This is a genomic window from Chitinophaga sp., assembly GCF_017745275.1.
In the GTDB taxonomy this organism is placed as follows: domain Bacteria; phylum Bacteroidota; class Bacteroidia; order Chitinophagales; family Chitinophagaceae; genus Chitinophaga.
Window position 1 is genome coordinate 521,205 of record NZ_JAGHZS010000002.1, and the last position, 22,414, is coordinate 543,618.

Sequence of the window (22,414 nt, forward strand, 5' to 3'; positions counted from 1 at the left end):
TTTTCTGATGGCCTACATAAGAGTAAAGAATAACCCGTTAACGCCCCCACCGTCGATTGACCCAAAGCCGGTGGCGAAACATTTTGACATTGTACTTGGACTGGACTTTCACATGTTGAAAGTACCATGGCCATTTACGCCTTGTCCTATTACGCCTTTTGTAGCGCTGATCTTTGATCCGATGGATTATATCCATATCACCCTGCCTGCCATACCGGTATATACCCCCGATAAGGGATTTGAAATTGCACGTAATGTTCCCCTGGGAGGTACCGTATATTTCAACGGCATGCATAAAGGCGTGGCACAGGGCGCACTCTGGGGAATGCCGTCAGTACCGCCTTTCATGGGAAAGTTCAAAGGCCTCGGTAAAGTGGTCAGCAAACTTAATTTGCTGCACTCCGTGATACCTCATCCTTTGTTCCTGTTACCAAAGTTCTTTCACCCACATGAGGGCCAGTTGTCGCACGGCAGCAAAACAGTACTCAGCCAGGGTATGTATCAAAGTACCTGGTTATGCCGGGCTTACTCCTGCCAGGACATAGGAAAAATCCTGATGAATAATCCCATTGGCGGCTTCTATCTCAACTTCCTCACAGCAGTGATGGTGGTATTACCGCTCGGCAAACCGGTGCTGATAGGTGGCCCCAAAGAAGAGCAGCAGCTGAAACTGTCAGACCTGATGAATGCCCTGTTCTTTTTAGGGCTGGTACATGGACTGAAGTTTTCATTGAAAATGCTGGGCAAACTCCTGACCAAAGTACTGGCAAAAATAGAGTCCCGTGCCCCCAAATTCAGTAAATTCAGGGCTGCAGTACAACCATCTATCTGTAAGTACCTCGGAGAACCTGTGGATACCGCCAGTGGGCATATGGCCAGTTACCTGGAAGGATTTAGTTTGCCTGGCCCTATTCCTTTCACCTGGGAAGCCAATTACTACAGCGACAGTCAATACAATGGTCCGCTGGGAAAAAATATCTATCATAGTTACGATATCTCCTTGCTGGTAAGTGAGGAAGAGGAAGTAGTGGTGATGAATGATGCCGCCGGCCGGCCGGTGGTATTCCCTTTACTTGAACGTGGAGGCAGCTTTTATAATCCCAAAGAAAAGTATGCACTGCATCGTTCGGAAACAGGGGAATATTATGTGAGTGATAAAAACGAATTACAATATCATTTTAACCGCCCTGTTTATAATGATCAGGGACACGGTAAACTGCGTAGTATCACTAATGCCAATGGATTTGCCATCCGGTTTTATTACAGTCCCGGAGGACTGTTGGAAAAGATTACAGATAGTGCGCACCGCGATATCCATATTCAATCCAATGATGACGGCCTGATTACCGCAGTGCAGGCGCCGCACCCGGAGCTGGGCGACAGGGGCATACTGGTGGAGATGGTGCGTTATACCTACGACAACAAAAACAATCTTAAAGAAATGTATAATGCCGAAGGGTATTATAATGCGTTTCAATGGGAAGACCGGCATATTATCTCCCGCCGCTTTAATGATGCCACCACCTTTACATTTCATTACGACCGGCACGGCCGATGCACAGCAGCGTTAGGTCCTGAAGGACTATACAGCTATACATTTGAATACCTGGAAGGCTTTACCGTAGCCACTAATAGCCTGGGGCATAAAAAAACGTATTACCATGCAGATGGTATTGTTAGCAAAATAGTGAATGGCTATGGTGCCACACAACTATTTACCTATGACGAAGCAGATAACCTCATTGCTGAAACCAATGAACTGGGAATTGCTACTACCTATCAATACGACGACAACGGCAATATGACAGGTGCACAACTGCCTGGCATCGGGGCAACGGAGATCACTTACGATCAGTGGCAACGGCCTGTTATCGTTACCCAGCCGAATGGCGGCCAATGGCAATGTGAATATGATGAAGCCGGGAATGTGGTACAGCGTATCAATCCGCTGGGTGTAACAACAACATTTGAATATGAACAAGGCCTGATGAGCCGTATCACCAACGCGCTGGGAGCAGTGACGCGACTGCAGCACAACGCGCAGCATCTGCTTAGCCAGGTCATTTTACCCAACGGTAATCGCATCCAATATCATTACGATTTTCTCGGGCGGGTAACAAAAATTACTGACGCCACCGGTACCCTGCTGGAACGGCAGTATAATCTGTTGAATAATCCCATCCAGGAAACAGATAGTACCGGTACTACCGCTAAACTGGAATATGATAGCATGGGGAATGCCATCGCCGTTAGCAACCGGCAACAGGCTGTAGCCCTTCGTTATAATTTTTTTGGAGAAGTGATGGAACGGCGACAAGGAAATGCGGTCATTCAATTCGGTTATGATAAAGAAGGGCAATTGGTACATATCATCAACGAACACCGCGAAATGTACCGCTTTGAACGGGATGCGGAAGGCCGTGTAACCACCGAAAAAGGTTTCGACGGACTAACGCGACAGTACATACGTAATGCAGGAGGCCTGGTAATGCGCGCTATCCTGCCCGATGGCAGCCAGGAGGCTTATGAATATACAGCGGCGGGAAAGATATCAACCGTATATTATGAGAAAGATGGCAGTTCAGAAACCTTTGGCTATAACGCGATGGGAGAGCTCATCAGCGCAGAGAACAGCGATGCGTCTGTACAATTCCAGCGGGATCTGCTGGGATTTGTAACACAGGAATCCAGCAACGGGGAGGTAGTACAAAGCGAATACAATCAACTTGGGCAGCGGGTAGCATTAAAAAGTAGCTTGGGCGCAGCAATAACTATGCAGTATTACAGCGCCATGAGCAGGCTGGGGCAAATAGAAGCAAACGGCTGGCGCGCTCAATTAAAACACAATGACCTGGGCCTGGTTACAGAACGAAACATGCCCGGGCATGTTTCGCAGCAGAACCTATATGATCGCTCCGGCCGGCTGATAGAGCAGCTAACCGCCAGCGGTAACAAACGGCAGCAACGACGCTATACATGGGATGGCGACCGGCTGTCTGGTATTAACGACAGTGCCACCGGAGACAAACAGTTCAGACACGATATTTATGGTAACCTGGCGGAAGTGATTTATGGCGATGGCAGCCTGGAATATCGTATACCCGATACCGTAGGTAATTTGTTCGAAACGCCAACACAAAAAGATCGGACTTATGATAAAGGAGGAAGACTGCTAAGGAGTAAAAATACTACTTATAAATACGATCAGCTGGGCAACCTGGTACGCAAAGAAGAACCTGGCAGCCAGGCCTGGCAATATCAATGGAATCCTGCTGGCAGGCTGGAAAGCGTGGTGCGGCCCAATGGTGAACAGGTGAGCTTTAAATATGATGCTTTAGGCAGGCGGATCGAGAAACGATATAAACATACTATCACCCGTTGGGTATGGGATGGTAATAAGCCGCTACATGAATGGAAAGAATTTGATGCAAAAGAAAGTAGCGCCGATGATCTGATTACCTGGGTGTTTAACGAAAATAGTTTTGCGCCGGCTGCCAAGATAAAAGGCAACAGGCGATACACCATTATTACAGACCATTTGGGGACACCCATACAAGGATATGATGAAACAGGCGATTTAATCTGGCAACGGGAAATTGATAGCTATGGAAATGTGAAGATGTTACGTGGAGATGCAGGGTTTTGTAATTATCTTTATCCGGGACAGGTAGTAGATGTAGAAACAGGATTGGCGTACAACAGGTTCAGGTATTATTTGCCGGAGGTGGGGCTATACATCAGCCAGGATCCTATAAGATTAGCCAGTGGAGAACCTGATCTTTACAGCTACGTAAAGGATACCACCAATACGGTGGATGTATTGGGGCTTGCGCCGTGCAGGATTGTTAATGGAACAAAAATTTTTGGTAAAGGACAAACAACCGGTCCGGGTCACGCGCTCTTATCGGAATTGCTGGCAAACAAACTGGCCATGACCGGCAAATTTACAGAGATCCATATGAACAGATCTTATGAGGCAATAACAGGGCATCCAACTACACCAAGACGAAGTCCGGATGTTACGGCGATTGATCACAATGGAAAGGTGCATGCAATTGAAATTGCTTCCGACCTGGATATGAGAAGTACAGCGAATTACCAGGCGCTTACTAACCGGAACAATGTTGCCCAAAGTCAGTTACCAGCGAGCAAGCAGGGAGATGTATTGGTGATTGACAAACCTTACAATCCCACAAATGTTAAAACAGTTATTGATAATTGGTTAAGTACTATATAAAATGAAGATGGAAAATGTAACACCAGATCATCTGGCAACAATCACCAGGCCAGTAGAAAGTTTGCCCGGTTTTGAAAATGAAACATGGTTTAAAGCACTTCCATGGAAAGCGCAGTTGACCGATGCAAATGGGAATACCGAATTTCAGCTCAGTTACTGTGGCGAAAACGCGGACGGGCTTATTATCAACATACCAGACCATCCCATTATTGTTTATGCAACAAATTCCGTCACCCATGAAAAAGTAACCCTTTTCGATGGGCGTGTTCACGGATATGAGGCCCTTTTAATAGAAAACTTTGAAAGCCAGGTACCCTCGGAAGAGTTAGTGTACCAGGATGAAGAGGGAGAAACCAGTTTTCAAATTTATCTCTGGGCGGCATTTAATATAGACTTCGAAGATGAATATCCTGGAAAACAACAGCTTGAACTCACCAATGGCTCATCAGCAGATATTGGGTGGTTGCAGAAGAATGCTTTTGATGCATTTGGAATAATAGTGAAAAATAAGCAGCAGCATTACTTCACCGCACTGGAATTGGAATTGGCGTAGGAAACAACTGGCAGGAAGTCGCGCTCATATAGCTGATCAATCTGATGATAGAAGGTCGCCTGAGGATCAGGCGGATTTAATAGTATGTAGGCATTAGCCGGGCTGCTTTTCGAGCTCACTCACCACTACTTTCGCCATTTCCCTGGAACTGAAGGGATTTTGCCCGGTGATCAGGTTTTTATCTACCACTACTTTTGATGTCATTGGAATCAGCGCTTTTTTTAAATTTGCACCTCTGTCAATGATAGCAGCTTCCAGGTTGAATGGCACTTCTTTTTTCCTTCTTGCAATTGTTTCTTCAAACCAGTTAAAACCGGTCATTGATTTTCCTTTGATTAACCAGGTACCATCGGAAAGCTTTACATTTAGCAATCCACCTACACCATGACAAATAGCAGCTACCATCTTATGACTTTCGTATTGTTTACGAATGAGGTATTGTAAAACAGTATTATCGGGAAAATCATACATCGTTGCATGGCCGCCTGCCAGATAAATGGCATCAAAAGTTTCTTCTTTCACTGCTTCCAGGCTTTTGGAATGGTTCAGTTCTTCCATAAAGGAGGGGGTTTCATAGTAGCCTTTGGAAATTTTATCTAATACCAATGGTTTAAGGCTTTCGGGATCAATTGGAACTGCTCCGCCTGTGGGGCTGGCAATCGTAATATGCCAGCCTTTTTCTTCGGCACTATGATAAATATGTGTAAGCTCGCTAAGCCATAAACCGGTTTTTAGCCGGCCACTTGCATATGTATCCACATTGGTGACTACCAGTAAAATATTTTTCATCCGATGATTTTTTGAGATCTCACTATAGATTAAACAAGCGGTCAGCTGTTTAGTTTAAACCAGGTGCTGTTACATTTGCTTATTGACAGATAATTTTCCTCCTGCAATTCTCGAATGCCTCTTATATTTAAGCATTATTCATTGTACATGGAAGAGCATACTTTTTATCTGAATCGTTGCCAGGAATTAGCACAACAGGCTGCTGTAGCTGGCGAAAGTGCCGTTGGTTGTGTTATTGTAAAGGACGGATCCATTATCGGAGAAGGGGAGGAACAAAGCCGGCGTTTAAAAGATGTAACCCGTCATGCGGAAGTAGTGGCTGTTTTAGATGCCGTTCATCGTTTCGGTTCCTGTGAAGGAGCTACTTTATATACCAATATGGAACCCTGTTTGCTTTGTTCTTATGTGATCAGGCATTATAAGATTGCACATGTAGTATTTACCAATTATTGTGGAGAATTGGGTGGCACCAGTCAACCGTTCAATATACTTACAACGGATACTATTAAAAAATGGGGGATTCCTCCAATCGTTGTAGTGAAGTAACAGGAAAGGGCGACATCATGTCGCCCCTTCCTGTTATAAATAGTGGTGTTATTAACTGGTGTTAGTGACCTGCTTTGATGCTGGTAGCTTCGCCGGTGGCACGGATTTCCAGCTTCACATCTGCACCGTTTTCGCCGGAATATTTTCCGTCGAAGGTGATTTCATTGGCGCCGTTTGACAGCACCGGCAGGGATTTATTCAGCGTAACTGTTTCCAGCAGTTGCCATTGCTTATTGTATAAGCGTACCACCTTGCCATCACATTTCAGGAATTGATTTCGTTTAAGCGTAACAGGTAGTACCAGTGCATCCTGTTGATTAATAGTGATAGACACCTGGTCAAACGTAACGTCCGGATCGGCATCTTTGGTGGGTGCCAGCGAAAGTATAAAGGCAACAGGTTGACGGGCCGCCGGGTTATTAAACTGGAAGGTAGAGGAAACGGGTTCACCGGGTTGTTTTAATTTGCCTGTATGCGTGAAGTAAGCGTTGTATACCGGTGTAAGCAGGTATTCGTTATTGGTGGTTTGCTCCAGGTGAAATTCATGCTTCAGGCTTCGCATTTCCTCTTTCTGTGCTTCGCTGAAAATATTTTTCATACGCGCCTGCTCCCAGGTTTTAATCATGCCGAGCAATTGATCTTTCATGCCATGTTTCTTCAGCGTTTCCAGGCTGGTAGATAGTCCAAATCCGGCATTATATCCTGCTCCCATGGCCAGCATCCATTCAATGTCTTCCAATGCAGTTTCCGGCCGGAGGCTGAACCAACCCAGCATAGAAGGCATCAGGTTCCTGCGGAAGAATTGCTGATTTTTCAGGCGCAGTTGCAACTGGCTTTCCCGGAAGCCCGCGTACCAGGGTTCTCCCCAGTTCATCCTGGTGTAAATATGCCAGAAGTAGTGTCCGGGTGTGCTGGCGTCGTTGATCACTTTACCTTTTAATTCCGGCTTCAGGTGGTCGTACCATGTTTTGGCGAATAGCTGTTTGGCATATTGGCCCATGCCGGAAGATAAGCAGCCTTCGAGTCCATCGAAAGAAATCTGCATCAAACCAGTTTCATTAAACAGGCGGGCAATGGTGGCCGACATTTCTTCCTGCAGCGCATAGTTCGTCAAAAATACTTTATAGGCATGATCCATTAATTTTCCGATGCTGTCATTTTGGGCATGTGCAGAGGCCTGGGTACCGAAGGCGCCACGCTGACAATCCAGCAGTTTCCACGGTGCTGATGCAGATACATTGCTATAACGGATAATTTCGTTTCCTATCACTACGGCTTTCAGGGTGTTGTTCTGAAATTGATTAAAGAAAAGCGGGTCTTCTATGCCAATTTCTTTCGTGGTGGCATCCAGGGATTCACTGATACGGGAATAACCCACTTTGGCCAGTCGTGGATCAGGAATGGGAGTAACATAGGGATCATTGGTAGTAATGAAATTGGATAAGGTATGTAGACCAAGCCGTACGCCCGCTGCTTTTGCGGTTTCCACGCATTGTTTCATGCTGGCCCAGTTCTGGGGGAATTCTTTGTTGTTGAGTTTGAAGTGTCCCCAGTTGTCAAAGGGACCGCCATGATACAGGTATCGCAGGCCAGCCTGTTTGGTAACGGCGATCGCCTCGGGCAGATTGTCAACGCCGAAGTCCATGATCAGGTAAGATTCAGAAGCCTGTATGGCTTGTTTGCCCCATATGCCATCCAGCATCGGGTGGGGGAGTCCTTCTTTTAATTCTATTTGGGAGATGGTGGGCAACACGTCGCTGTTGGCTACGCCAAACAGCGCGATCTTGCTGCCTATGACACCCCCATCGTTGAAGGCGGGCGCGAGATAAGCGGTATGCCCCCAGTTTTCAATGATGCGGTCTTTACTACGATTGCGGCAATACGCCTGCAATGAAGCGCCATATTCGGTAGGGCGGGCAACATCTCCTCTGAATAATTGTTTATGCAGGTCATCTTCTTTTACATCTACTTTGTTACCTCCTTCAAATACATCGTAGGAAGGTTCGATATCACTTTCCGCACTGGGATATCCTCCCAGGGTTTTGATGTTCAGGGCCTGGATGCCGATGGCGAATGCCTTGTTGCGGACCACTCCCACTACTTCTCCTACAGTATCAGCGATGGCAACAGGGTAGGGCCCCCACAGTACCAGGTCTACGTTGGCAGCTGGTGTTAGTTGCGTAAGTTCAAAGCTGATATACTGGTCGTTGCGCTGCACTTTTATCTTTGCTTCCACTCCTGCCTGCGGATAGGATAGGGCCAGTTCAGAATTTTTTGTATTCCATGTACAGGTAGCAGGAGCGAGTATTTCCCCGTTTTTTTTAATGCTCATCAAAGCGGTGGCCTTATCTGCCACCAGAAACTCCTTTTGCAGGGCGAGGCTTTTCATGCTCGTTAGTTTCCCGGTGCGGTCCAGCTCAAGGCTCCATTGTTTCGTTTTCAGGTTGACCTGTGCATCTGCCGGTTGCAGGGCGGCTGTTGCCAGCAGCGCCAGTAGTAGCAGTGATTTTTTGAGTAGATGTTTTTGTACCATGTACTAAGGTCCGTATTCCAATTGGTTTGGATTACGCTTATATTGACGAAAATTGCTGCTTTTTTTGCCCGGTGGCCGCTGAGGGGAGCGGCTATATGACTTTTTTTGAAACATCTGCAGGCGTTCCATGCTTTATGAAAATAAGCCCGTCAAATAATTGAATTGGACGAATTTTCCAGGAGAAGTTCAGTACTTCTGCTTGCGCCATTCCGAGGAAATTGAATAATACCGGTGTTGTATTTTTGGGTGAAGTATTCAATGATATCCAGGATGAGGATGGATAGGCGTCATCCAATAGCTTTTCTATAGCACCTTCCGGGGCAGCAGGAATGGTGGCGTCAATACTTTGTTGGTTGCGGTAATCCCAATAGGAAAAGTAGCTGCCACTTCCAATGATGGAACCGGCTGCGAAGTATTTATCGTGGAGTCGTGCTTTAAGATATCCGCCGAGTAAACCGTTTTCTTTGCCGATATGCCCGTTATGCGCCAGTATCAACATCTTCAAGTCCTTGTGGCGGGATAGCGTTTCCAGAATATTCCGGGCCATGCAGGAATCGCGAAAGGAGCCAACTCCCAGCCATCGTTCATTATCAAAGGACGCTTGTGCTTTGTTACATTCATTGACGAGAAATTGATGAATGAGTTCAATGTTGACCCGATTATCCGGAGTAGTTTGTCTGTAGCCAGGAGTAATAAAGGTATTCCGGAATGCGGTGGCAAGTGAAGTAACGATGCTGTCAGAAGATGGTTGCCCACTTCTGATACCGATGCCATAATTTTCTACGCGACGAACCAGGTTTACTGCATTTGTATCGGCGGCCAGGGCATCTATCAATTCCTCCATGGCATAAAATGGCGCCTGCATATCCATGCCATATAGATGTATTTTCTTTTCGCTGGTTTTGTTGTAGGTCCGCAGCCAAACGATCAATTCTTTTAAAACGGCATTATTCAAATGCCACCCTACTGACTCAAACAAACTGTTTATATCTTCTTCTCCACCATTGATATAGTGGTCCATTTTCCTGCAAACATCCACATCTGTTTCAAGCGCCACTGCATTAAAACCAGCAGTAGTGAACAGTAGCTTACAGATATCCATGAACTGCGTAAGATTTTCTTTGGAGCCATGGCAGTATTCCCCTATTCCAATGACCTGGCTTTGAATAACTTCTTCTGGCAGTTCAATGTCCGCATTGACCTTCAATAAAGAGGAGTGCTGGCCGGGTGGTAAGGTTATATCTTTAATATTGACTTGTTTTTCCCGGTTGATAGCATCATCCATTTTTATTCCATCAATGTGGAGCGATAATCCCTGTACCCAGTATTCTTTGGCTGATTGCAGCAAGATACCTGGAACGATGTAGCTGCAGTTTGCAGGAAGGGAGACATTCAGATTTATTTCCCGCCATGGCTCACCTATTCCCTGCACTTTGCCAGTAATTTTTTTGATGGTGTTGCCATGAATATCTACCAGCCAGGCAACGAGTTCAATAGCGGGCGTCGACAGATTTTTTGATAATACTTTGGTGGTAAGGGTTAATTTATTTCCGGTGGGATAGGGAAGCGGTATTAACCTGGTAACGAGGAGCCCTGCCCGTATAGCATCACTATTGCCGATGGCAGAGCCATCGATATGTAAAGAAAATTCTTTGGCGGTATCTACATTTACCTGGTAGTTCAACTGGTCGGGGTTTGCAACAATCCAATTGCGGGGAAGCAGGGTGGCGTCGTCATAATTCCGGAAGCTAAGGTCCGGTATCTTTTTGTTCATGCGGTTACCAAACTGTTTGTTTTCCTGTGAGAAAGAACAATAAGAAAGGAGTAGTGCCAGGAAAGTAAGCGGTATTCTCATATGTATGCGTAACGCTAAAAAACATTCGTATAACATGTTACTAATTTAAGAGAGTTGATGCGTTTGTGTCTAATTAACGTATTTTCCCTTTAAATTAAAAGCTGTTTTAGCATCATGACAAACTTATGGGAGGTACAATTTAGCAATGGGTTTATAAAACATGCAGAAAGTAAAACGCTTTTAATGGGCGGGCTGTATGAAAGTGGTTATTTGTTTCATTTAGATACCCGCGAGGGAGCCTGGATCAATAATTTTTATGGAGACCCTACCTGTGCGGTTATTAGCCAGGACGAAGAATGGGCTGCTATGGGCGGCTATGATACATTAACTATTTGGAAGCCGGGAACGACCTTCGATGTAGCCATTAACTACGTATTTGCTCTCCGGCAAACCGGTCCGGTTAGCATGCAAATTTTAACGGATCCCTGGCGGGAAGATGCGGCGATTTGGGAACTAAACGTTGCTACCCTGGATATAAGAAAAGTAAGACCATTTCCTGATTACATAGACCAGGCATATACAGATGACGTGAACTGGTAAAACCAGGTAACCTTAATTTTGACTAAATGGAAATCAGATATACCACAGCGTTACCAACGGCAGAAAGCATCTATGAATTATACGGCCATCTCGACTGGAATGGCTTTTTGCAACTGGATCAACATCAGTTAATGCAGGCGATGGAGCAAAGCTGGTGCGTTGTAGCTGCCTATCATGGAGACCGCCTGGTGGGCACCGGAAGAATAATTTCAGATGGGGTGATTAATGGCTACTTATGTGGGCTCGGGGTACATAAGGATTATAGAAAGCAGGGCATTGGAACCGCTATCACCCATTCATTGATAGCCCAGGGAAAAAAGCATCACCTGCATCTGCAGTTTTTTTGTGAATCACACCTGGTACCGTATTATGAGAAAATGAATTTTGAAGTTTTTGCAGTGGGGATGAAAGATAAACAGGATTAGGTATTCATCTCTCTAAAAAAATAAAAAAAGCTGCCACTTTAAAGGGTGACAGCTTTTCATTTTTTTACCGCACTGCTATAAAAGTGTGAATGTTGTTTCTTTCACATCCCTGCTATTCCCACCAATAAACAGTTTAAACAGGCCGGGTTCGGCTGCATATTTCAGCTCATTGTTGAAAAATTTCAGGTCATTTTCCGTAATCGTAAAAGTGATTTCCTGAGAAGCGCCCGCTTTGAGTGCAATACGCTGAAATCCTTTCAACTCTTTTACCGGGCGTGCAATGCTTCCTACCATATCGCGGGTATAGAGCTGTACTATTTCCACGCCATCGTATTTCCCGGTGTTGGTCACTGTTACCGTAGCTTTGATATTTCCGCCGGGTTTGAACTGGTTGGCAGATAACCGGATATCGCTATAGGAAAATGTCGTATAGCTGAGACCGTAGCCAAAAGGATATAGTGGTTCATTGGATACATCCAGGTAGTTGGAACGGAATTTTGTAAACCAGGTATCGTTGCCCGCCAGTGGACGGCCGGTGTTCTTGTGGCTGTAGTATAGCGGAAGCTGACCTATGTTTTGCGGAAAACTGGTAGTGAGCTTACCGGAAGGATTTACAGCGCCGAATAATACATCGGCAATAGCTGCTCCTGCTTCACAACCTCCAAACCATACATTCAGGATGGCAGGGATATGTTCATTTTCCCAGGGCAGTGTCAGGGGTCTGCCTGCGAAAAGCACCAGTACTACTGGTTTGCCGGTGGCTGTCAATGCCTGCAGCAGTTCTTTTTGTGTATCCGGGATACCGATATCTGTTCTGCTGGCACATTCACCACTCATTTCAGAAGATTCACCGAGAGCAGCTACAATGATATCTGATTTGGCAGCGGCTTCCAGGGCTTCCTTTCTTAGTTCAGCCGCGCTGCGTGCATCCCTGTTCAGCGAGCGGCCAAACATGGTGCTGTTCACTTCCAGCATGGAGTCCGCCGTTAAGTTGGCGCCTTTGGCATAATTGATTTTCACGGCGTTGCCAACTTCCTTTTGCAGGGCTTCCAGCAGGGAAGGATGTTGGGTAATGTCTGCGGATACGGACCAGGTGCCGGTCATATTTACACGTGAATGAGCAAGTGGACCTATCAGCGCAATAGATCCCTGCTTTTTCAGTGGCAGTAGTTGCTGTTGGTTACGAAGCAATACAAAAGATTCCGTAGCTGCTTTGCGTGCTTCCATACGTTTTTCCGGCGTATAAAGTTCAGCACTGCGATCTCCCTTGCAATTGCGGTAAGGATCTGTAAAGAGACCGAGTTTATATTTTGCCTCCAGGATGCGGCGGCAGGCAGCATCAATGGTGTTGATATTTACCTTACCTGCTTTGAGTGACTGAGCAATGGTGCCGGTAAAACCTTCTCCTACCATGTCCATATCGGTGCCGGCGTTGAGGGCCAGCGCGGATACCTGGGCCAGGTCGCCCATGCCATGCGCCATCATTTCATTGATAGCGGTGTAATCTGTTACTACAAAGCCTTTAAAGTCCCATTGCCTGCGGAGTACATCGGTCATCAGCCATTTGTTGCCGGTAGCCGGAATACCGTCCACTTCATTAAAGGAAGTCATCACGGTGGCGGCGCCTGCGTCTATGGCGGCTTTATAAGGAGGGAAGTATTCGTTGTACATACGAACCCTGCTCATATCCGTGGTGTTGTAATCCCTGCCGGCTTCTGCGGCGCCATAGAGGGCAAAGTGTTTTACACAGGCAAGAATATTACTGTTGTCGGCGAAATTATTACCCTGGTACCCGCGTACCATGGCCGCAGCAATCTGTGAACCGAGGTAAGGATCTTCTCCGGAACCTTCTGCAATTCTTCCCCAGCGGGCATCACGGGCAATATCCACCATGGGGGAAAAGGTCCAGTTGATGCCAACGGCACTGGCTTCCATGGCCGCTACACGCGCACTTCTTTCTATCATATTCATATCCCAGGAGCAGGAGAGCGCCAGTGGGATGGGGAAAGTGGTTTTATAACCATGGACTACATCGAGGCCGAAAAGCAGCGGTATTTTAAGACGGGATTGTTCTACTGCCATTTGTTGGGCTTTGCGTATATCGTCTACTTTGGTCATGTTAAGCATGGCGCCTACCTGGCCGGCTTTGATTTTAGCTTCTACCCCTGTGCTCACAGCCGATCCCGTGACTACCTCTCCAGAAGTAAGCAGGTTGAGCTGTCCCAGCTTTTCTTCCAGTGTCATTTTTTTCATCAGCGCATCCACGAAAGTTTTCATCTGTGGAGGAGAGGGCTGTTGCGCTACGGCTACCTGGCCGGTGATGCCCAATGCCAATAGCCATAAAGATTTTAAATATCTCATTGTCGTATTATTATTTAAAAACGAATGGTACAAACAACCGGGAAGTGATCAGAAGGGAAACGGAGGTCCCCGGAATCTGTGAGCACTGCATAGTTGAGCACTTCTACATTATTATTTACAAAAATAAAGTCGATACGGCCTTCGGTAACTACTTTTGTCCAGTTATGATATTTGAAAGCCTGGAAGGTGCTGTCGGGGCCGTAGGGCCTGGTTTTAGTCACCAGTTTCGCATCACTGAATTGTGTTACAATGGTACGATAGGCGCTGGTAGCCGGACTGGAATTGAAGTCGCCGGTAATCACCACCGGTGTATTTTTATCAGATAGCTGATGTATTTTTTCGAGAATCATTTTCGCGGCATTTTCTCTTGCCTGTACGCCTTCATTGTCGAAGTGCGTATTAAAGAAATAGACATCTTTACCGGTGGTTTTCTCTGACAGGTGCGCCCAGGTGCAAATGCGGATGTAGGCGGCATCCCAGCCTTTAGAAGGAACTTCCGGCGTGGGTGATAACCAAAAGTTACCGGAGTTCAGCAACTCATACTTTTCTTTGTTATAAAAGATAGCGGAGAATTCTCCTCCTTCTTTTCCGTCATTTCTGCCAACACCTACATAAGCATGTGTTCCCATGGCCTGGAGATCCTGCACCTGGTCAATGAGGGCTTCCTGTACGCCAAATACATCGAACTGGTGATACTGAATGAGATCCTTCACCATTTCTTTCCGGTGCGGCCATGCGTTGGCGCTATCGTAGGCGATATTGAGCCGGAGATTGAAGGTAGCCACTTTCATGCTAACAAGCAACTGATCCACCAGGTGTGGCGCAATGGCTTTTTGCCAGATGCGGTAGCCGGAAGGTGTCATGTGCAGTTGATCGGCTTTGAAGATATCGGCTTTAATAGCGCCATGGGCGTCAAACATAAGAGGAAACACATCTACAAAAGATGTGTGCGGTTGTTTGGCAAGGAATTGTTGAATGGCTTTGTTGCTTTTGCGCATTTCCGGAATCAGCCGGGCCCTGCTGGGGCTGGGCTTAATAGAGATATAGGTAACCGGCACTTCCGGCATTTTGTTCCGGATCATGGAAAACAGTGCCTGGAAGCGTTTTAGCAGTTGTGGTGCTTTCACGGTGTCGGAGGCCAGATCGTTTTCGCCGCAATAGATAACAATTTGCTTAGGCTGATAAGCAAAGATCACGTCGTTTGCGTAGTGGATCAGATCCAGGAGGTTGGAGCCGCCGAAGCCGCGGTTAATAATATGATGGCCCGGGAAATAATTATTTACGTCCTGCCAATAGGTAAAAGAGGAACTGCCGATAAAAAGAATATCGTTACCGGTAGGTTTGTTTACCGAGTCCTGGCGTTTGAATGCCTGAATATCGCTATAGTAGGGATATTGTTGCTGAGCATAGGTGATGCTGAAACAGCAGATGCAAAATATTGCAGCTAAAATTTTTTTCATGGAACGCAGATTAATAGCTTCGCTTTGATGTATAGTGTTAAACGGCTATCATCTTACCCCATGTCAACAGGAAAAAATTTTATTGCGCTACGCGGGAACGCAGGATAATGGTGCTGCTATCCTGTTTTACGATGGTGGTATTAAGCACGGTGGACAGTACAAACAAGGCATCATCCAGTGAGGTGATCAGGATAGGACCGTTTACTGTTCTGTTGTTCAGGGTGGCATCTTCCATAATAATCTTCTTACCAAAATTATCCTCCAGGTAAAGAACGATATCGTGTACTTTAGGATCCTGTAATATCAGCCGTTGATTTTTCCAGGCGGTATATTTTTCAGGTGCCGTGACAGCCGTTACCGGTTTTTTGTCTACATCACTGTAAGACACCAGTTGGCCGGGGTTCATCAGGATATCCTGGTTGTTGCCATTGGTAAATGACAACCGTATTTTCCCGCTTTCCAGCACCACTTCTGTGGTGTGGCGTCTTTGGCGGACGTCGAACACTGTGCCCAATACTGTTACTGTAAGGTCTTTGGTATGGACGAGGAATTTTTCTCCTGCCTTTACCTGGTTGGTATCCTTATTCAGGTGATTCACGGTAAACAGTGCTTCACCCTCCAGCCATACTTCCCTGTCGGTTCCTTTCTCCCAATGCGGACGATAAGTAATTTTTGAGTTGGCATTCAGGTTTACCCGGGAGCCATCAGGTAGGGTGAGGGTACGCATTTCACCAAACCTGGTGCTGATCATTTGTGGCCGGTGATCGTTCTTCAGCAGGTACCAGGCGCCGGTAAGCAGCACCACGCCTGCAATGGCGGCGGCTACACGTAGCAGGCGGCGGCGGGAAAGGAAATGTACTTTCGTTGCCGGCGTAATGGAAGTTGATAAATTTTGTATCCGGAGAAGATGTTTTTCCCAGGATGCTGCTGCTGCTTCATCGGAGGGCGTATGGTCTGCAAACGTTACGCTGGTAAGGTATAAGCGTGCGTTATGAATAGTGGCTTTTTGCTGTGGAAGGGTGCTGATGACCTCCTGCCAAAATGCTTCGTTAGCGGCAGTGGGTTCATACACCCATTCCAGGAAAGCGGTATCCGTAAGAAAATCACTTTCCTTATAATGAATATATTTATGTGAGATGGCTTCTTTTTTCATGCTATTATATATAGTATCCGATGCTGTCGATTTTACCCCAAACTATTTTATAAAATTTCTACAAATTGTATAAATAGCAAATATCAGAGTAATATCAAAAAGATCATCACCTTTTCTTTCAGCGCTAACAGGCTTCTTGCCATGATTTTATAAGTGGCTTTTACCGATATATTAAGAATGGAAGCCACTTCTTTATATGAAAGATTTTCATAAAACTTCAGGAAGATAGCCTCCAGTTGACGGCCTGTCAGTGTTTTTATTGCTTTTTGTAGTTTAACTTGCAGCTCCTCGTTTAGCTCATTGCTGACGATAACATGCTCGATAGAGAATTCATGTTCCGCTTCTGCAGACGCATTAAATACCATTTTATCGTGCTGCCTGATTTTTTTAATGAGAACGTAACGAAATGATGAATAGAGATAAAAATTGGGTGAATCTACATGCGATAGCTTTTCACGCCTGTTCCACAAATCAAGAAATACCTCCTGGATACTGTCTTCAATCAGATGAGTGTTGCTGGTAAATTTTCTGCCGTAGTTATAAAACCGCTTGTAATACTCTTTATACAATCCGGAATAGGCGTCAACATCGCCATTCATAATATGTTGAAATATCGGATTGTCCATCTTTTAGGTCAGAGATTATTAAAAATGTGGACTGCAAAATTATCGAAAAAAAAGAAAGCGCTCACCGGAAGTATCCACTTTAGCGGGAGCTGCGTATGTTAACCAATTGTTATTGACCACGTTGATGATCCTGTTTTAGCTAAAAAGATTTTTGTTTAATTAATTGATTGTCAATTTATTGAGAGATGTACTGGTCAGGCGGTCCGGCACAGAAAGAGCATACTCCCACTGTAGCCTCAAAAAAATATTTATCAAGCCGTGGGGTAATTTTTTCAGGTTCCAACACTCTATCAGCAAAAGGAACAAATTCCACTTTACAAAACGAAAAATTCGCCAACTATGACGCTGCGCTATTTTAAGCGGTTACTTGTGGTATTATTATTAATTGCCACCAGCCAGGTGTATGCACAGAAAGCTGTCCCTGTAATTGATGCCTTGAAAGCTATTACACGCGAGTACAAAGCTGATTTTGTCTACGATCCGCAGGTAGTTAAAAAGAAAACGACCACCTACAACATCACCAATTTTTCCGGGAAGAAGCTGGAAGATGTACTGAAGGGAGTACTGTATCCCAACGACCTGGTATTTCTGTACGTAAAGCCCAACTACTACACCATTGTAGAGAAAGACAGGGTAGGAGAATACCAGGCGCCTGCCAAAAAGCTGGCTGAGGAAGCACCACCGGCTACTATGCAAACTATCGGGAAAATCAAAGTTTCCGGAGTAGTAACCGATGCTACGCAAGGCATTCCCAACGTAGTGGTAAGGGAAAAAGGAACCGGCAGCGGTACTGTGACACAACCTGATGGCAGCTATATCATCACGGTGTCTGGCCCCGCCGCTGTCCTGACTTTTACTTCCATGGGATATGCTTCCCATGAAGAAGTAGTAGGCGACCGCACTTCCATAGATGTGAAGATGAGCGAGTCTTCCAAAGAACTGGGAGAAGTAGTAGTCACTGCGTTGGGTGTTAAACGCGCAGAAAAAGCATTGGGTTATGCCGTGCAATCTGTAAAGGGTAACAATATGCAAACCGTAAAGGGAGTTGACCTCGGAACTTCTTTAACCGGCCAGGTATCCGGTCTCACGGTTAAAAACTCCACTGAATTTAACGGCGCTCCAAAATTAGAGATGCGCGGTGAAACCCCGTTACTGGTAATTGACGGTGTTCCCTACGGCAATATGACCTTACGCGATATCCCTACGGATGATATCGAAAGCATCAACATGCTGAAAGGACCTACTGCTGCGGCATTATACGGTGCCCGTGGCGCTGCCGGTGCGGTAATGATCTCTACCAAACGTGGTAAGGAAGATCGCCTCACCGTAGATGTGAACAGTAACACCATGTTCAACCTCGGCTACCTCGCCATCCCTAAAGTACAAACATCTTATGGCCATGGTCTGGATGGTAAAATCAACACCGACTATGTATGGGGTCCCAAACTGGATATCGGTCAAACTGCTGTACAATGGAACCCGGTCACCAAAAAGAATGAAGAGATGCCACTGGTGTCCAGCGGTAAAAATAACCTCCGCAACTTCATGGAAGCTGGCCTGATCACCAACAACAGCATCAGCGTTACCAAAGGCGGACAGAATGGTTTCTTCAGAGCTGGACTCAACCACATCTATAATAAAGGCCAGTTCCCTAATCAGAAACTGAACATCATCAACTACACCATGAGCGGCGAATTGAAAGCCGGCGATAAATTCAGCCTGGAAAGCCACATGGGATATACCCGTACTTCTGCACCACAACTTTGGGGAAGTGCGTATAACCAACAGGGTTATATCTACCAGATTTTAATGTGGACCGGCCCGGATTATGATATCCGCCAGTACAAAGATTACTGGTTGAAGCCAAACACACAGCAGAACTGGCTGTACAACGCCTGGTATGATAACCCATACCTGATTGCCCACGAAAAGCTGAGAGGTACAGATCAGAATAAACTGAATGCCAGTCTGACGATGAACTACAACTTCACCAAAGACCTGAAGCTGATGTTCAGAAATGGTTACGACTACTATAAAAATGAAGATGTGATCCAAAACCCTGCAGGTATCTATTCTACCAGGGGGATGACCATCGGCAATACCTTCGCCTTCGACTTCAGCGGTAAAGGCTTGTATGGCCAGAACCAAAGCTGGGGTAACAGTATCAACAGCGACCTGTTGCTGACCTACAACAAGCAAATCGGTAAATGGAATATCGATGCGTTGGGAGGTACCAGTATCTTCTATTATAAACAAAGAGAACAAGGTGCAAGAACCCGCAACGGGCTGGCCGTTCCCGGATGGTATTCCCTGGCCAACGCCGTACCTTCCACCACTGCCGGTGTAGACGGCTTAGTGACCAACTACGATACCAAAGCAAAACAAACCAACTCTGTATACGGTAAAGCAACGCTTTCCTGGAACAGCGCTGTATTTGTGGATGTAACCGGGAGAAACGACTGGAGCTCTACACAATCTGAAGGCGCCTGGTCTTATTTCTACCCTTCTGTAGCTACCAGCGTACTGATGTCTGAATTTATCCGCATGCCTCATTGGATAGAGATGTGGAAACTGAGAGGGTCCTGGACCATGACCAAAACACCGTTGGATGTATATGCTAACAACCTCGCCTATACGATCAACAACAGCTGGGGTAATATCAGTGCTACCACACCGGATAACCTGGCAGGAAATAACCTGTTGCCCAGCACTACCCGTACCTGGGAATTTGGTACCGCTGCCTACCTGTTCAATAAACGTATGCACGTAGACGTTACCTGGTTCTCCAAGCTGTACTACAATAACCAGATCAAACAAACCCTGGCGCCTTCTTCCGGCTATGCCACCACCCTGATCAATACCGGTGAAACCTATGCCCGCCGTGGTGTGGAAATAACCCTGGATGGTACGGTGATGAAGCAAGGCAAGTTCCAGTGGAATTCTATGGTGAACTTCTCTACCCAACACAGACGCTATGTAGACATCGATCCAGTTTATTCTGCCAAAAACCTCTGGACAAAAGAAGGCGGTCGTATGGACGTAGCCTCCTATACCGAAAAAGCATTGAGAGATCCTAACGGGAATGTGATTCACCAGAACGGGTTACCACTGTTGAGCACTTACACCCAGCAATACGGTTACAGTGATCCTAAATTCGTATTTGGTTTCATCAACAACTTCAACTATGGCAACTGGAGCCTCGGTATCAGCATCGACGGCCGTATCGGTGGAGTGATGTACGATTATATCTATAGCAAAATGTTTGATACCGGATCTAACCCGGAAACAGATAATCAATGGCGTTATGATGAAGTAGTAAAAGGGCTGAAGAACTATGTAGGTAATGGCGTGAAAGTAGTGAGCGGAACTGTTACCTATGATAACTATGGCCGTATTGTAAAGGATACCCGTCAATATGCGCCTAATGATGTTCCGGTGAGCTACCAGGCATATGCGCGCAAATGGGGTAACTCCTATGAAAATGGTGTTATGAGCAAAGGTTTTGTGAAAGTACGCGAGATCTCTGTTGGATACAGGTTCCCACAAACCTGGTTCGGTAATTCCGGTATTAAGAATGCCTCTGTTGCCTTAACCGGCCAGAACTTGTTCCTGTTCACCAAATTCAAATACTCCGATCCTGATGTAGATGCTGAAGATATGAATGCGCCTGCTCAGCGTATGGTAGGTTTTAACGTTAAGGTTGGATTCTAAAAATTAACTAACATGACTAAGCATATTTCTAAAATATCATTGATTGCAGCGCTGGCCGCCGGTGTTGGCTTCAGTAGCTGTACTAAAAAGTTTGAGGAGATCAATACCAATCCCAATAAACCGTCTACGGCTTCTTCCGAGTGGCTGGCCACTAACATCCTGACATCCGTTACATCAAAAGATATCTCCCAGGCAACCGGTTTCCGTCAGCCGTTTACGTTAGGTAAATATATTGGCTGGACAGAGCAGGTGAGCGATTATCAATATAATAAGCTGACCAGAGTTGACTTCAGCAGGTTGCTGGTATTGCGTGATGTGAATCCCATGATTAAAAATGCCAGCAGCAATGAATTGAAAACTACCTTCGAAGCCTTTGGTCACTTTATCCGCGCATGGCAGTTTTTTCAAACCACCATGCAGGTAGGTGATATTCCTTACAGCCAGGCTGTACAGGGCGCTACCGGCGGTATTAAAGCAAAATATGATACCCAGAAAGATGTTTTCAAAGGCATTCTGAGTGAACTGGATCAGGCAGATGAATTATTTTCCAAAGGAGTGAATTTTTCCGGAGATTTTGTTTACCAGGGGAATGTAGATAAATGGAGAAGATTGGCCAACAGTTTCCAGTTGTATGTGCTCATCAACCTGTATAAGAAAACCGCGGATGCGGACCTGGATGTGATCAATAAGTTCAAAACAGTGGCTGCCCGTCCGCTGATGAGAGATTATACCGATAACTTTGCGGTAACCTACACTGCTTCAGCAGGCTATTGCTATCCGTGGAGCAGCACGCCGGCACAGTTGAACTCTTTCCTGGATTACCCGGCATTGTCGTCTTACCTGCTGGATCCCATGAAAGCCACTGCCGACAAGCGCTTATTTTACATGGCAGAACCTTCTGCTGCACAGATTACCGCCGGTAAAACCGCTTCCGACTACGATGCCTACCTGGGTGTAGACCCGGCAGATGAGCTGGGGGTGATTGTGTCCAACAAGAAAGCAGGTAAGTCCTGCGCCGTGAATAAGCGCTACGAAGAGATGTACAATGCGGAGCCGGTTGGATTATTCAACTATTGGGATTTGCAGTTCATCCTTGCTGAAGCCACTGTGCGTGGTTGGATTACCGGAACAGATGCACAGACTTACTATGCCAACGGGATCAAAGGACATATGAACTTCTTACTAAAATATGCACCTGCTTCTTATGCCCATGGCATGCCACTGGATGATGCGTATATCAATGCTTTCCCGGCTACGGTAGCATTAACCGGCACCATGGAAAATAAAATCAAACAGATTATTACACAGAAATTCATTGCCGGATTCTTCCAGAATTCAGATTTCAATGCCTGGTATGAAAACAGGCGTACCGGGTATCCTGTATTCACGCTGAATACCAGCACTAACCTGAACACACCGTCATCTGTAATGCCGTTGAGATGGATGTACCCTCAGAAAGAGCTGGATTATAACGCGGAGAATGTGAGCGCTGCGCTGAAAACCCAGTTTGATGGTAACGATGATCCTGGTCAGGTGATGTGGTTATTGAAATAGGTAACACCGTTTGTATAGCAGAAGCCCCGCGAATAATCGCGGGGCTTCTTTATTGTCATAAACTGGCCGAA

General features: G+C 45.9%; 14 protein-coding genes. 7 read left to right on the forward strand and 7 right to left on the reverse strand.

Translation table 11 applies throughout. The features are described 5' to 3' along the window. Positions 1-7: 7 nt before the first annotated feature. Complete coding sequence (locus tag J7623_RS07825; protein ID WP_291919250.1) at positions 8-4,237, forward strand: DUF6531 domain-containing protein; 4,230 nt, start codon at positions 8-10, stop codon at positions 4,235-4,237. Positions 4,238-4,244: 7 nt separating this feature from the next. Then, positions 4,245-4,790, forward strand: a complete 546-nt coding sequence (locus tag J7623_RS07830) for a hypothetical protein (protein WP_291919252.1) — start codon at positions 4,245-4,247, stop codon at positions 4,788-4,790. 93 nt (positions 4,791-4,883) lie between these two features. Here J7623_RS07830 and J7623_RS07835 read toward each other — a convergent pair whose 3' ends face one another. Continuing rightward, entirely contained in the window at positions 4,884-5,579 is a 696-nt protein-coding gene (locus J7623_RS07835; RefSeq protein WP_291919253.1) for a type 1 glutamine amidotransferase domain-containing protein, read from the reverse strand. 147 nt (positions 5,580-5,726) lie between these two features. Here J7623_RS07835 and J7623_RS07840 point away from each other — a divergent pair, with 147 nt between their 5' ends. After that, on the forward strand, positions 5,727-6,125 hold the full coding sequence (locus tag J7623_RS07840; RefSeq protein WP_291919255.1) for a deaminase: 399 nt from the start codon (positions 5,727-5,729) through the stop codon (positions 6,123-6,125). 61 nt (positions 6,126-6,186) lie between these two features. Here the strand turns inward: J7623_RS07840 and J7623_RS07845 are convergent, their stop codons facing one another. Continuing rightward, on the reverse strand, positions 6,187-8,658 hold the full coding sequence (locus tag J7623_RS07845; RefSeq protein WP_291919257.1) for a hypothetical protein: 2,472 nt from the start codon (positions 8,656-8,658) through the stop codon (positions 6,187-6,189). Between the two features lie 91 nt (positions 8,659-8,749). Next, the gene (locus tag J7623_RS07850) at positions 8,750-10,549 is read right to left on the reverse strand and encodes an erythromycin esterase family protein (RefSeq protein ID WP_291919259.1); all 1,800 of its coding nucleotides are present in this window, start codon (positions 10,547-10,549) and stop codon (positions 8,750-8,752) included. A gap of 78 nt (positions 10,550-10,627) precedes the next feature. Here J7623_RS07850 and J7623_RS07855 point away from each other — a divergent pair, with 78 nt between their 5' ends. Beyond that, positions 10,628-11,053 carry a hypothetical protein gene (locus J7623_RS07855; RefSeq protein WP_291919261.1) on the forward strand — a complete coding sequence of 142 codons (426 nt, stop codon included), beginning with the start codon at positions 10,628-10,630 and terminating at the stop codon, positions 11,051-11,053. A gap of 26 nt (positions 11,054-11,079) precedes the next feature. Further along, positions 11,080-11,478, forward strand: a complete 399-nt coding sequence (locus J7623_RS07860) for a GNAT family N-acetyltransferase (protein ID WP_291919263.1) — start codon at positions 11,080-11,082, stop codon at positions 11,476-11,478. Between the two features lie 75 nt (positions 11,479-11,553). Here the strand turns inward: J7623_RS07860 and bglX are convergent, their stop codons facing one another. The 4 genes from bglX to J7623_RS07880 all read right to left on the reverse strand — a co-directional run bounded on the left by bglX (position 11,554) and on the right by J7623_RS07880 (position 17,078). Continuing rightward, positions 11,554-13,839, reverse strand: a complete 2,286-nt coding sequence (gene bglX / locus J7623_RS07865; RefSeq protein ID WP_291919264.1) for a beta-glucosidase BglX — start codon at positions 13,837-13,839, stop codon at positions 11,554-11,556. Positions 13,840-13,853: 14 nt separating this feature from the next. Next, positions 13,854-15,299 (reverse strand): endonuclease/exonuclease/phosphatase family protein, encoded by a 1,446-nt coding sequence (locus J7623_RS07870; RefSeq protein WP_291919265.1) that lies wholly within the window; start codon positions 15,297-15,299, stop codon positions 13,854-13,856. A gap of 79 nt (positions 15,300-15,378) precedes the next feature. Beyond that, entirely contained in the window at positions 15,379-16,452 is a 1,074-nt protein-coding gene (locus J7623_RS07875) for a FecR domain-containing protein (RefSeq protein WP_291919266.1), read from the reverse strand. 83 nt (positions 16,453-16,535) lie between these two features. Continuing rightward, entirely contained in the window at positions 16,536-17,078 is a 543-nt protein-coding gene (locus J7623_RS07880) for a sigma-70 family RNA polymerase sigma factor (RefSeq protein ID WP_291919267.1), read from the reverse strand. Positions 17,079-17,417: 339 nt separating this feature from the next. Here J7623_RS07880 and J7623_RS07885 point away from each other — a divergent pair, with 339 nt between their 5' ends. Next, positions 17,418-20,789, forward strand: a complete 3,372-nt coding sequence (locus tag J7623_RS07885) for a SusC/RagA family TonB-linked outer membrane protein (protein ID WP_291919268.1) — start codon at positions 17,418-17,420, stop codon at positions 20,787-20,789. 12 nt (positions 20,790-20,801) lie between these two features. After that, entirely contained in the window at positions 20,802-22,343 is a 1,542-nt protein-coding gene (locus J7623_RS07890; protein WP_291919269.1) for a SusD/RagB family nutrient-binding outer membrane lipoprotein, read from the forward strand. The last annotated feature ends 71 nt before the right edge of the window (positions 22,344-22,414 follow it).